Raw genomic sequence first — 13214 nt, 5'->3', positions numbered from 1 at the left:
ACTCCGTGTCGCGGTCTTAGCGCGGGGGGATCTGGATCTGCCGCAACGGCAGGCCGGGCGGCGCCAGCGCCGGCGGCACGACCCGGTCGGCCGGCATCGCGATCGGCCGGCCCTGCGCATCGTGCAGGGCGAAATCGGGCGAGAACATCAGGATCGGTTCGATCGCCACGCCCTCGTCGGTCACCTGGTGGTGGCGCACATAGCCCGGCGGCAGCGCGAAATCCTCCGGCACCGCCAGCCCGACCAGCGGCGGGCTGGTGCCGGGCGGATTGAACGCGCCCAGGCCGGTGCGGATGCCCGCCTGCTGCAGCGCCTGGATGACCTGCGCGCCGCTAGGTTCGGGATCGCCGGGCTGGAAGTAAGCGGCCAGATCGTCGGGGTCTTGGTTCGGCATGGCCTGCCTCCCCTGCGTCGCGTCGCGCGGCGCGCGAGGCGCTGAAGCGAGCCGCTCGTCGCTGGCGCCGTTCGCCGCATCGCCCGGCGCATCCGCCTGGGCGACGGCGCCGGCGGCGCCCGAAGCCGGTTCGCGCATCGACCACCATCCCGCCAGCGCCAGCACCACCGCGACGGCGGCCGCCACCCACCGCAGCGTGCCGCCGCGGGCGACGGGCGCCTTGTCGATCACGCGCATGCCCTCGCCATCCGCGCGGGACGGCGGGGCATGCGGCGGGCGGCGCTCGGCCACGGTTCGGTGCTCCGCCGGTCGCGCCGATCAGGGATTGGCCGGCTGATACACCGACAGCGCCCAGCCCATGCGCTCGTGCCCGTACTGGTTCCAGATCGGGCTGCGGCCGTTGTTGTAGCTGGAGTAGCGCGGTGCGCCGCTGCCGGTGCTGCCGCCCCACAGGCCGGCCGACACGGTGCCGCCGGTGTAGGTCGGGTGGGTGTCGTCGGACTGGATGTAGTCGAACGAGCTGGACGAGGAGACGAACTTGGTGTTGGCGTCGCGCAGGGTCGAGCGCAGGGTCACCGCGGTGCGGTTGATGTAGCTGGCCTCGCTCTCGCCGGACACGTAGCGCAGCGCGTCGGCGTCGACCTGGCCGTCGCCGTTGCTGTCGTAGTCCGCGCCCATGTACTGGGCGAAGCTGTCCACGCACTTGAAGCCCTTCTGGCGCGCGTATTCGCACATCCAGTAGTTCATCTTGGCGATCGCCGGCAGGAACCGGTCGCGCAGGTTCACCGTCTGCCCGGTGCCGGCGTCGCGGCACGAGCTCTGCACGTTGTCGGCGTTGTAGCCCGGGTAGTACAGGTTGGAAATGACCTTCAGCCGGGTATTGGCGTGCGCGTTGGCGTTGATGTAGTCCATCGCCGCGGCGACGTAGGTCTTGCAGGAGTTGATCGCCGCATCCAGCCCGCTGTAGTCGCAGGTGCCGCTCTGCGACTTGAACGCCGAGCGCGCCTGCAGGCCGTCGTTGCCGCACATCTCGAAGCTCACCACCCGGGTCGAGGCGGCCTGCATGTAGGAGCGCTCGGCGACGATCTTGTTCTCGTAGACGTCGCGCGCCACCGCGCCCGACTTGGCCCGGCGCACGCTCTCGATATCGGCGTTCCAGCGCGCCGACAGATACTCGCCGTCCACGGTCGGCGCCGAATAGCGCGCCGCATTGCTGATCGAACCGTTGTAGCCGGCGAAGATCGAATCGCCGTAGGCCACCACCCGGTACTTGCTGCTGGTCCCGGCCCGGTCGATGGTCCAGGACACGTTCTGGTTCAAGGTATTGGCCAGCGACGGAGCCGACAGCGCGAGCAAAGCCGCAGCCGACAACCACCGCCCCGCCCTGTTGCGGAACAGAGTCTTCATCCTTAACTCCCCTTCGAGATGGAATGCGCCAGGGGCGCCGGCCGGCGCCCGATGAGAAAACGCGAAACCCGAATCACGACGAGGAGGCCCCGGAACCCGGGGCGTTTCTCCCCCTGTCATCGCCCCCGGACGCTAGCGTACGGTTCCGACCCGGCGCAATGTGCGCTGCAACAGGCGCGGCGGGCGGCATCACGTTTTCGCGCCCGCGCTGTCGGCGCGGCGAGCGACCTCACGCAAGCGCCACCCGTGTTGTCCTCGCGGTTGGGGCGCGCGCTGCGCGAGCCGCCCTTCCCGCGGCGCCGGGCAAGCCCGAACCGATCCGCAGCTCGCCACGCTCGGCGCGGCTTGCGCCGCAGCCTCGCCGCCCCGAAGCTGGGCGCCGACACCGAACCTCTCGCGGGCGCCAGCCGATGATCGACCACGATGCATCTCCAGGCGAACCCTCACCACGCGAACTGAGCGCGCTGCTGTCCGAACTGGAAGCCGGCACCCAAGCGCTCGACGCCGCATTCCACTTCGACGACCGCGCCGCGGTGAAACCGGCCTACGACAGGCTCATGCGCCTGCCCGGCACCTACCGCGAACTGCTGCGCCGGTTCGACGGCATCGCCGTCGCCGACGCGGCCGGCGACCACGGAACCGCGACGACTATCGCCGCCATCGCCACCGTTCTGCACGAGCTGTCGGCCGGAATCGAGCGTTACCACGACCTCGCCGCCCCTCTCGCCCGGTTGCGGTCGCAACTGGCGACGGCCATCGCCCAGGCCGGTCGCTGAGCGTCCGCCGCCACCGCCGGCTCTCGGCTCGAACCTCGTCGCGCTGCCGCTCGAACCGCTGTCGGCGAGCGGCTCCTGGCCCAAGGTTGGCGATTGGCCGTAACCGTCTTTGCGCCGGAGCAGGCTCATGGCGCCCAGCGCTGTTCCAGCGCCTCGTTGCTCGGACCGAGGCAGCGGTGGAAGCAAAGGGCCTTGCAACAGGGCGCCTGCGTCCAAGCCAGGTCCGAAGCCCCCCGTTGGTGGCCAACGGGGACAGGCTTTCGACCTCTATTCGGGGCAAAATTGACGATCCCGCTCCTGTGGCGGCCGTAAGCGCCGACTTGCGGGACCGTTTGCTTTCCCTTTTTGCTTCCGAGTCCCTGCCGCCGTCCCAGCGTTGCCTCGGCACCGGCGCCACACGGCGGCGTGCCTGGCCGTCCCTAGTTGTTCATACTTGCCGCATTGCGCTGAACTGAAGAACCCTAAAACCTTGAATCAAATGCAAAAAAGCCAGAAAGCCGGCCCGGGCAAGGGGTCCGAAGAGCACACCCCGCTGATGCGCCAGTTCTTCGCCGCCAAGGCAGAGCACCCGGACGTGCTGCTGTTTTTCCGCATGGGCGATTTCTACGAGCTGTTCTACGACGACGCGCGCAAGGCGGCGCGCTTGCTCGACATCACCCTGACCCAGCGCGGCGCTTCGGCCGGGCAGCCGATTCCGATGGCGGGGGTGCCGCACCATTCGGCCGAGGGCTATCTGGCGCGCCTGGTCGCGCTCGGCGAATCGGTGGCGATCTGCGAGCAGATCGGCGACCCGGCGCTGGCCAAGGGCATCGTCGAGCGCAAGGTGGTGCGGGTCATCACTCCGGGCACGGTCACCGACGAGGCCCTGCTCAACGAGCGCCGCGACACTCTGCTGCTGGCGGTCGCGCGCGGCAAGCACGGTTACGGCGTGGCCTGGGCCGACCTGGCCGCGGGCCGGTTCCTGGTCAACGAAGTCGCCAGCGAGGATGCGCTGGAGGCCGAGCTGGCGCGGCTGGAGCCGGCCGAGCTGCTGATCGCCGACGAAGACGGCTGGGCGCCGTTCGTGGCCGAGCGCCCGGGCCTGCGCCGGCGGCCGCCGTGGCTGTTCGACGCCGACAGCGGCCGGCGCCAGCTGCTGCGGTTCTTCGGCCTGCACGACCTGTCCGGTTTCGGCCTGGAAGACAAGCCGCTGGCGATCGCCGCGGCCGCGGCCCTGCTGGGCTATGTCGAGGAAACCCAGAAGCAGCGCCTGCCGCACCTGACCTCGATCGCGATCGAGTCCGGCGACGGCGCGATCGCGATGAACGCCGCCACCCGGCGCCATCTGGAGCTGGACAGCCGGATCGACGGCGACAGCCGCACCACCCTGCTCGGCGTGCTCGACAGCACGGTCACGCCGATGGGCGGGCGCCTGCTGCGGCGCTGGCTGCACCGACCGCTGCGCGACCGCGACGCGCTGCGCCATCGCCACCAGGCGGTGGCGACGCTGATCGAATCGCGCGCCGGCGACGATATCCGCGAACGCTTCCGCGCGCTCGGCGACCTGGAACGGATCCTCTCGCGCATCGCCCTGCGCAGCGCGCGCCCGCGCGACCTGTCGACCCTGCGCGACGGCCTGGGCCTGCTGCCGGACGTGCGCGGCCTGCTGGCGCCGCTGGACGCGCCGCGCGTGGCCGCGCTGTGCGCCGAACTGGGCGAGCACGACGAACATGCGCACCTGCTGGCGCAGGCGATCGTGGCCCAGCCGCCGGTGCTGGCGCGCGACGGCGGCGTGTTCGCGCCCGGCTACGACGCCGAGCTCGACGAGCTGCGCACCCTGTCGACCAACGCCGACCAGTTCCTGGTCGACCTGGAAGCGCGCGAGCGCGCCAGCAGCGGCATCCCGACCCTGAAGGTCGGCTACAACCGCGTCCACGGCTATTACCTGGAAGTCAGCAAGGCCCAGGCCGACAAGGCGCCGACCCACTACACCCGCCGCCAGACCCTGAGCAACGCCGAGCGCTACATCACCGAAGAGCTCAAGCAGTTCGAGGACAAGGTGCTGTCGGCGCGCGAACGCGCGCTGTCGCGCGAGCGGCTGTTGTACGAACAGTTGCTGGACGCGCTCAACGAACGCCTGGAGCCGCTCAAGCGCTGCGCCGCGGCGCTGGCCGAACTGGACGTGCTGTGCGGCTTCGCCGAGCGCGCGACCAGCCTGGACTGGTCGCAGCCCGAACTCAGCGAGCAGCCGGGTCTGCGCATCGAGCGCGGCCGCCACCCGGTGGTCGAGGCGGTGCGCAAGGAGCCGTTCGAACCCAACGATCTGATCCTCGACGAGGCCAACGGCCGCCGCATGCTGGTCATCACCGGCCCGAACATGGGCGGCAAGTCGACCTACATGCGCCAGAACGCGCTGATCGTGCTGCTGGCCCACATCGGCAGCTTCGTCCCGGCGGCGCGGGCGACGATCGGCCCGATCGACCGCATCCTGACCCGCATCGGCGCCGGCGACGACCTCGCCCGCGGCCAGTCGACCTTCATGGTCGAGATGAGCGAGACCAGCTACATCCTCCACCACGCCACCGACTGTTCGCTGGTGCTGATGGACGAAATCGGCCGCGGCACTTCGACCTACGATGGCCTGGCCCTGGCCGAGGCCTGCGCGCGCCACCTCGCCCACCACAACCGCGCCTACACCCTGTTCGCCACCCACTACTTCGAGCTGACCGCCTTGGCCGAGCCGGGCAACGGCATCGCCAACGTCCACCTCGACGCGGTCGAACATCACGACAAGAACGGCGGCGAGCAACTGGTGTTCATGCACGCGGTCAAGGACGGCCCGGCCGACCGCAGCTTCGGCCTGCAGGTCGCGGCGCTGGCCGGCCTGCCCAAGGCGGTGGTCAAGCAGGCGCGCGGACGCCTGGCCGAACTGGAGCAGCAGGGCCGCGATGCGCCCAAGCCGTCCTTCGCCCAGGCCGCGCTCGACGCGCCGCAGCAGTTCGGCCTGTTCGCGCCGTCCTCGGCGGCGCTCGACGCGCTGGCCGCGATCGACCCGGACGAGCTGACCCCGAAGCAGGCGCTGGAAGCGCTGTACCGGATCAAGGCGCTGAGCTGAGCCCGCGCGCGCCGCGCCCGGCCTCGGCCCGGGCGCGGTTTCGCCGCAGCGTTTCGCAGTCGCCCCTGCGCGGCCGCCGCTACACTGTGGCCCGGAACGGACACCGGAGCGCTCGTGGAAGCCTTGCTATTCGTGGTCGGCGTGGTCGCCGGCCTGATTCTCGCCCGCCTCTATCGGCCGGCGGCGACTTCACCTGCGCAAACGCAAACGCTGACGGGCGACGGCGCGCGCGCCGCCGGTCAGACCGTCGCCGTCGCCGTCGCCGACACCGGCGCAGACCAGGACGACGAGCCCGCCGCGCCGCCCGCCCAGGCCGGCGAGGACACCGCGCAGGAACGGCTGTTCGCCCTGATCCGCCGCATCGACGCGGTCGACGAGCGCATCCAGCGGCCGCAGGACCTGATCGCCCTGCCCGAATTCCACCAGGGCGCCGAGTTGCTCGCCAGCGACGCCTTCAGCGCCGAGGAACTGCTGCGCCATCTCAACGGCAGCGGCTACGTGCTGCAGTCGATGGTCGCCAAGGCCTTGCCGCACCGCCCCGACGTAGCGCTGGAGGCGGCGATCGACCACGCCGGCCAGTTCGGCGGCTACCCGCTGCACTTCCTGCTCGAACACCTGCGCCAGCAAGCCGACGCCCAACTGTTGCCGCGGCTGATGCGGCAGGCCCAGGCCTGGTGGTGGGATTTCGCCCCGACCCGCCAGCAACTGCGTGACTACCTGCAATGGGCCGGCGCGTTCCCGCCGGCGCCGGCGCCAGAGAGCCTGGACGAACTCGACGAACAGCAGGCCGGGCAATTGCGCGAACTGCTGCAGCGTTTCCAGTCGCCGCTGCTGCAGCCGATGCTGGACCGGCTCGACCGCATCGCCGGCGCGCGCCGCGAGAGCCGCGTGCTCGGCGCCTTCGGCCGGGTCGGCCCCAGCCCCAAGCCGGGCCTGCGCATCGTCCACGAAGCGCTGGCGCAACAGTTGCAGCGCCTGCGCGAATCCTTCGACGGCGACGGCGACGGCGACGGCGGCGGCTCGGTGCTGGTGGTCGGCGAGCACGGCGTCGGCAAGACCGTGCTGGTCGACCTGCTGGTGGAAAGCCTGCAAAGCGACGGCTGGCTGGTGTTCGAGGCCTCGGCGGCGGAAGTGCTGTCCGGGCAGAGCTACATCGGCGAGCTCGAAGGCCGCGTGCGCGAGATGCTCGCCGTGCTCGACCGCCGCCGCGCGCTGTGGCGCGCGCCGGAATTCTTCGACCTGCTGGCCAAGGGCGCTCACTCGCGCGATCCGCGCGGCTTGCTCGACCTGGTGTTGCCGGCGATCGAGCGCGGCCAGCTGCGGATGATCGGCGAACTGACGCCGCGCCAACTGGCCGAACTGCTGGTCGCGCGCCCGGTGCTCAAGCATCACTTCGAGTTGCTGCAACTGGCGCCGCTGGACCCGGCCGCGCTGGCGCCGATCGCCGGCGAATGGGCGCGGCTGGAAAGCGAGCGCCTGGGCCGCCAGGTCGCCGACGAGCGGCTGCTGGCCGAAGCCGGGCGCATGGCCGCGCAGTATTTCCCCGAGCAGCAGGAACCCGGCCGCCTGCTGCGCTTGCTCGGCGACGCCCTGCAGGGCGCGCTGAGCCAACAGCCGCCGGCGCTGCCGCTGGACGGCGAACGCCTGCTGGCGACGGTCGCCGAACGCAGCGGCCTGCCCTTGGACATCGTCGACGACCGCCAGAGCCTGGACCTGGAGCGTTTGCGCGGGTTCTTCCGCCAGCGCGTGCTCGGCCAGGACGAAGCCGTCGACGCCCTGCTCGACCGCATCGCCCTGCTCAAGGCCGGTTTGATCGACAGCGCGCGGCCGATCGGCGTGTTCCTGTTCGCCGGCCCCACCGGCACCGGCAAGACCGAGCTGGCCAAAGCCCTGGGCGAGTTGCTGTTCGGCAGCGACGAGCGCCTGCTGCGCCTGGACATGAGCGAGTTCCAGTCCGAGGACTCGGCCTGGCGGCTGACCGCCGACGATGGCGGCGGCAGCGGCGGGGTGCGCTCGCTGACCGCGCGGATCCGCGAGCAGCCGTTCTCGGTGGTGCTGCTGGACGAATTCGAGAAGGCCCACCCCAAGGTCTGGGACCTGTTCCTGCAGGTGTTCGACGATGCCCGCCTCAGCGACCGCAGCGGTCACAGCGCCGACTTCCGCCACAGCATCATCATCCTGACCAGCAACGTCGGCTCGACCATCTCGCGCAGCGCCGGCCCGGGCTTCACCGCGGTGCGCGGCGGCTACTCGCGCGACGCGGTCGAGAAGGCGCTGTTCGACACCTTCCGCCGCGAGTTCATCAACCGCCTCGACCGGGTGGTGCTGTTCAACCCGCTCGACCGCAGCCTGATGCGCGAGATCCTGCACAAGGAACTCAAGCGCGTGCTGACCCGGCGCGGCCTGCGCAACCGCGACTGGGCGGTGGAATGGGAGCCTTCGGCGATCGAGTTCCTGCTCGACCGCGGCTTCACTCCGGACCTGGGCGCGCGTCCTCTGCGCCGGGCGATCGAGCACTACCTGCTGGCGCCGCTGGCGCGCAGCATCGTCGAGCACCGCGCGCCGCAGGGCGATCAGTTCCTGTTCGTGCGCAGCGCCGGCGACCGCCTGGAGGTGCAGTTCATCGACCCCGACGCGTCCGCGCCGGCCGTCGAGGCCGCGCGCGACGCCGGGGCGGATACAGCGGTCGGCGATCTGCGCGACCTGGTGTACGCGCCGGCGGCGAGCGCCGAGGCCGCAGCGCGGCTGGACGCGCATCTGCGCAACCTGGAAAGCGAAGTCGACGGCGGCGACTGGAGCGCCGCCCGCGACGCCGACTACGCGCGCATGGCCCAGGCCGAGTTCTGGTCGGCGCCGGACCGCCACGGCGTGCTCGACCGGATCGAGCGCCGCGACCGCATCGAGAGCGCGCTGGACAGCGCACGCCGCCTGCACCGGCGCCTGGAGCAGGACGGCGGCAACGACGAGTTCGCCGGCCGCCTGGCCCAGTTGCTGTTCCTGCTCGACCCGGCGGTCGCCGCGCTGCGCGCGCACGGGCCGCAGGACGCGCTGCTGGAGATCGACGCCGACGCGACCGCGCAACAACGCCACGGCGCCGATCTGCGGCTGTGGTGGCAGCGCCTGCTCGGCATGTACCTGGCCTGGGCGCAACGGCGCAACATGCGGGTCGAAGTGCTGCGCCAGGATCCCGAGCGCTGCCGCGCCTGGCTGGCGGTCAGCGGCTTCGGCGCCTACGACCTGTTGCAGGACGAATCCGGCCTGCACGTCTACGAAGAGCAGGACGAAGGCGCGACCCAGCGGGTCTCGCTGTCGGTGCAGGTAACGCCCGACCTGCCCGGCCGCGCGCGCGCGCCGCAACCGGCCGGCGACGGAGAACGGCGCATCGTCCGCCGCTACCGCCACGCGCCCTCGCCGCTGGTCCGCGACGGCGTGCGCGGCTGGCGCAGCGGCCGCCTCGACCGCGTGCTCGGCGGCGAGTTCGACGTGATCCAGAGCGGTTGAGCCGCGCCGGCGGCGCGGCGCCGACGGCGCGGCGGGCGCATACGTCCGCCGCGCCGGTGCATCAGCCGGCTTCGCAACCGGCCAGGCATTCCCGATAGGCGCGGCTGCAATGGGCGGTGCTGCCGCCCGGCGGCACCTGCGCGCGGCAATCGTTCAACAGTTCCTGGCAGGTGCTGTAGCAATAGGGGTCGTAGGCCAACGCGGTGGCGCCGAAGCCCAGCCCGAACACCAGCGCGACGAACGCCGCGCGGGTCGCATCGATACGCTTCATTCCTCATCTCTCCTTAGACAGGGTCGGACGCCGGCTGGCGCCCGCGCCAGTATCGGCACCCGCCGCACCGCGATCCGCGACCGACTGCGCGGCCTGCGACGACGGCGCGGCGACGCGATTCCCGCGCACGGTCACATCGCCGCAAACGCGACGCTCGCATCATCGCCCGACGGCGCCATCCGGCAGGCGCGCCCTGTCATAGCCCAGCCCTATCGGATACGTCGAAAGGATCGATTTCACATCGAGATCGCGCCGCCCTATCGTCCCGTTGTCCCCAAGACACGGACCGCCAGCGATGAGCCAGCAGGACGCACAACGTGTGTTTGCCCCGAACGCGGCTGTCGCCGTCGCTGCGTGCTGCGCCGCAGCGAAACGCAGCGCCGCCGCGCCTGTCGATGTCCTCCCTCCCCCCTCCTAGAACGATCGCGAGCGCGGCGTGCCGCCCGCTCGCCGGCGTCCGCCGCAACGATTCCCACCGTCGTCCCTTCACCGTCAAAGGCCTACACCATGTCGACCGAAAGCAAATGCCCGTTCAACCACGCCGCCGGCGGCGGCACCTCCAACCGCGACTGGTGGCCGAACCAACTCAACCTCAAGATGCTGCACCAGCAGGGTCCGCAGTCCGATCCGATGGGCGAGGAGTTCGACTACGCCGCCGCGTTCAAGAGCCTGGACCTGGCCGCGGTGAAGCAGGACCTGCACGCGTTGATGACCGACTCGCAGGAGTGGTGGCCGGCCGACTTCGGCCACTACGGCCCGTTGTTCATCCGCATGGCCTGGCATAGCGCCGGCACCTACCGCATCTCCGACGGCCGCGGCGGCGCCGGCGCCGGCCAGCAGCGTTTCGCCCCGCTCAACAGCTGGCCGGACAACGGCAACCTGGACAAGGCGCGCCGCCTGCTGTGGCCGATCAAGCAGAAGTACGGCAACAAGATCTCCTGGGCCGACCTGATGATCCTGGCCGGCAACGTCGCCCTGGAGTCGATGGGCTTCAAGACCTTCGGCTTCGCCGGCGGCCGCGCCGACGTGTGGGAGCCCGAAGAGCACGTCTACTGGGGCGCCGAAACCACCTGGCTCGGCGACAAGCGCTACAGCGGCGACCGGGTCCTGGAAAACCCGCTCGGCGCGGTGCAGATGGGCCTGATCTACGTCAATCCGCAGGGCCCCAACGGCAACCCCGACCCGATCGCCGCCGCGCGCGACATCCGCGAGACCTTCGCCCGCATGGCGATGGACGACGAGGAAACCGTGGCCCTGATCGCCGGCGGCCATACCTTCGGCAAGACCCACGGCGCCGGCCCCGAATCGCACGTCGGCCGCGAGCCGGAAGGCGGCGAACTCGAACAGCAAGGCCTGGGCTGGGCCAGCAGCTACGGCAGCGGCCTCGGCGGCGACGCCATCACCAGCGGCCTGGAAGTGACCTGGACCAGCACCCCGACCCAGTGGAGCAACGGTTTCTTCGCCAATCTGTTCGGCTACGAGTGGGAACTCAGCAAGAGCCCGGCCGGCGCCCACCAGTGGGTGGCCAAGGACGGCGCCGGCGCCGGCACCATTCCGCATGCGCACGATCCCAACCGGCGCCTGGCGCCGACCATGCTGACCACCGACCTGTCGCTGCGGTTCGACCCGGCCTACGAAAAGATCTCGCGCCGTTTCTTCGAGAACCCCGACCAGTTCGCCGACGCCTTCGCCCGCGCCTGGTTCAAGCTGACCCACCGCGACATGGGCCCGCGCGCGCGCTACCTCGGCCCGGAGGTGCCGGCCGAGGAACTGATCTGGCAGGACCCGGTGCCGGCCGTCGACCATGCGCTGATCGACGAACAGGACGTCGCCGCGCTGAAGGACAAGATCCTCGCCTCTGGCCTGCCGGTCTCGCACCTGGTCTCCGCTGCCTGGGCGTCGGCCTCGACCTTCCGCGGCTCGGACAAGCGCGGCGGCGCCAATGGCGCGCGCATCCGCCTGGCGCCGCAGAAGGACTGGGAGGTCAACCAGCCGGCGCAATTAGCCAAGGTGCTGGCGGCGTTGGAAGGCATCCAGCGCGACTTCAACGCCGGGCAAAACGGCGGCAAGAAGGTCTCGCTGGCCGACCTGATCGTGCTGGCCGGCGTCGCCGGGGTCGAGCAGGCGGCCAAGAACGCCGGCGTCGCGGTCAAGCTGCCGTTCACCCCGGGCCGCACCGACGCCTCGCAGGAGCAGACCGACGTCGATTCCTTCGCCGTGCTCGAACCGATCGCCGACGGCTTCCGCAACTATCTCGGCGGCAAGTACGGCGCCAGCGCCGAGTCCTTGCTGATCGACAAGGCGCAGCTGCTCAACCTCAGCGCGCCGGAAATGACCGTGCTGGTCGGCGGCCTGCGCGTGCTCGGCGCCAACGCGGGGCAGAGCCGGCACGGCGTGTTCACCCATCGCGCCGACACCCTGAGCAACGACTTCTTCGTCAACCTGCTCGACATGGGCACGGTGTGGAAGGCGACCTCCGAGGCCAAGGACAGCTTCGAAGGACGCGACCGCAAGAGCGGCGAGCTGAAGTGGACCGCGACCCGGGTCGACCTGGTGTTCGGCTCGCACTCGCAGTTGCGCGCCCTGGCCGAGGTGTACGCCAGCAGCGACGCCAAGGAGAAGTTCGTGCACGACTTCGCCGCGGCCTGGCACAAGGTGATGAACGCCGATCGTTTCGAACTGGCCTGACCGGGCCGCACCGCAGCGGGCGTGACTGCCGCGCCCGCAACGCGTCCCCGTCGCGGGGCCGTGCCCGCGACCTCCGCCGCCCGGCTCCGGCCGGGCGGCGTTTTTTTGCGCCGACGCGAACGCCATCCATCGTCGTCGAATGCCGTCCATCGGCGGGCTAATGTGCCTGGGAAAAAAACCCGCGAATCTCACCTCAAGCTCACCGGCCGACGCTAGCATCTGGATTCCTCGCAACGGACGACCCCGATGAGCGCTTCGCTGACCGACGATCTACTCAACCAACTCCAGGGCCAGCCGCTCGCGCAGCTGAGCAGCCAGCTCGGCCTGTCGGGGCCGCAGACCCAGAACGCGGTCGGCGCGGCGCTGCCGCTGTTGCTCGGCGCGCTCGGCCGCAACGCCAGCCAGCCGCAGGGCGCGGAAGCCCTGTTCGGCGCCTTGCAGCGCGATCACGCCGGCGCCGGCGGGCTGGATCTGGGCAACGTGCTCGGTGCGGTGCTCGGCGGCGCCAGCAGCCGCCAGACCGACGGCGCCGGCATCCTCGGCCACATCTTCGGCGGCCGCGAAGAAGCCGCCGCGCAGGGCCTGGGCCAGAGCACCGGGCTCGGCGGCAGCCAGGCCAATGCCCTGCTGAAGATTCTCGCCCCGATCGTGCTGTCCTACCTGGCCCAGCGCATGCTCTCCGGCGGCAACCAGGCCGCGGCCTCGCCGCAGCAACTGGGCCAGGTGCTGGGCCAGGAACATCAACGCATCCAGCAGCAGGACGCCACCGGCGGCCTGCTCGGCGCGGTGCTCGATCAGGACGGCGACGGCCAGCTCGGCCTCGGCGACCTGCTCAAGATCGGCGGCAGCCTGCTCGGCGGGAAGCGCTGAGTTCCCCTGCTCCGGCGCCCGCGCCGGCGTCAGCCGAACGGCCGCCTCGCGCGGCCGTTCGCGCGTTCGGGGCTGCGTGGGCCGGACGCCATCGCAGCCGATCCAGGCATGCCGCTGACGGCTCTGGATCCCCGCTTTCGCGGGGATGACGGCTGGGAGGTCCGCAGGCAAACCCGAGGCGCGGATTCCGTCGCCCCCCTGCCGTCGTTCCCG

Annotated in this window: 8 protein-coding genes; 5 read left to right on the top strand and 3 right to left on the bottom strand. The window is 71.0% G+C overall.

The genetic code is table 11. From position 1 onward, the window contains the following. Nucleotides 1-16 precede the first annotated feature (16 nt). Nucleotides 17-631 carry a hypothetical protein gene (locus tag AC3A57_RS19310; protein WP_487580393.1) on the bottom strand — a complete coding sequence of 205 codons (615 nt, stop codon included), beginning with the start codon at nucleotides 629-631 and terminating at the stop codon, nucleotides 17-19. An 81-nt stretch (nucleotides 632-712) separates the two neighbouring features. Continuing rightward, nucleotides 713-1801, bottom strand: coding sequence for an SGNH/GDSL hydrolase family protein (locus AC3A57_RS19305; protein ID WP_487580392.1), 1089 nt, complete (start codon nucleotides 1799-1801; stop codon nucleotides 713-715). 410 nt (nucleotides 1802-2211) lie between these two features. Between AC3A57_RS19305 and AC3A57_RS19300 the strand changes: the two genes are divergently transcribed. The 3 genes from AC3A57_RS19300 (at nucleotide 2212) to AC3A57_RS19290 (ending at nucleotide 9172) form a co-directional block, all read left to right on the top strand. Next, entirely contained in the window at nucleotides 2212-2577 is a 366-nt protein-coding gene (locus AC3A57_RS19300; protein WP_487580391.1) for a hypothetical protein, read from the top strand. A 478-nt stretch (nucleotides 2578-3055) separates the two neighbouring features. Further along, entirely contained in the window at nucleotides 3056-5671 is a 2616-nt protein-coding gene (mutS, locus tag AC3A57_RS19295) for a DNA mismatch repair protein MutS (RefSeq protein WP_487580442.1), read from the top strand. 114 nt (nucleotides 5672-5785) lie between these two features. Then, nucleotides 5786-9172, top strand: coding sequence for an AAA family ATPase (locus AC3A57_RS19290; protein ID WP_487580390.1), 3387 nt, complete (start codon nucleotides 5786-5788; stop codon nucleotides 9170-9172). A 61-nt stretch (nucleotides 9173-9233) separates the two neighbouring features. Here the strand turns inward: AC3A57_RS19290 and AC3A57_RS19285 are convergent, their stop codons facing one another. Next, nucleotides 9234-9443, bottom strand: a complete 210-nt coding sequence (locus AC3A57_RS19285) for a hypothetical protein (RefSeq protein WP_487580389.1) — start codon at nucleotides 9441-9443, stop codon at nucleotides 9234-9236. A gap of 507 nt (nucleotides 9444-9950) precedes the next feature. Here AC3A57_RS19285 and katG point away from each other — a divergent pair. Both katG and AC3A57_RS19275 read left to right on the top strand, forming a co-directional pair. Then, on the top strand, nucleotides 9951-12131 hold the full coding sequence (gene katG, locus AC3A57_RS19280) for a catalase/peroxidase HPI (protein WP_487580388.1): 2181 nt from the start codon (nucleotides 9951-9953) through the stop codon (nucleotides 12129-12131). A gap of 246 nt (nucleotides 12132-12377) precedes the next feature. Then, the gene (locus tag AC3A57_RS19275; RefSeq protein ID WP_487580387.1) at nucleotides 12378-13001 is read left to right on the top strand and encodes a DUF937 domain-containing protein; all 624 of its coding nucleotides are present in this window, start codon (nucleotides 12378-12380) and stop codon (nucleotides 12999-13001) included. Nucleotides 13002-13214 lie beyond the last annotated feature (213 nt).

This window comes from Lysobacter sp. Soil_C_15, from assembly GCF_057657315.1.
The sequence above is the reverse complement of the archived record's forward strand: the minus strand, read 5'-3'. Positions and strand labels throughout refer to the sequence as shown.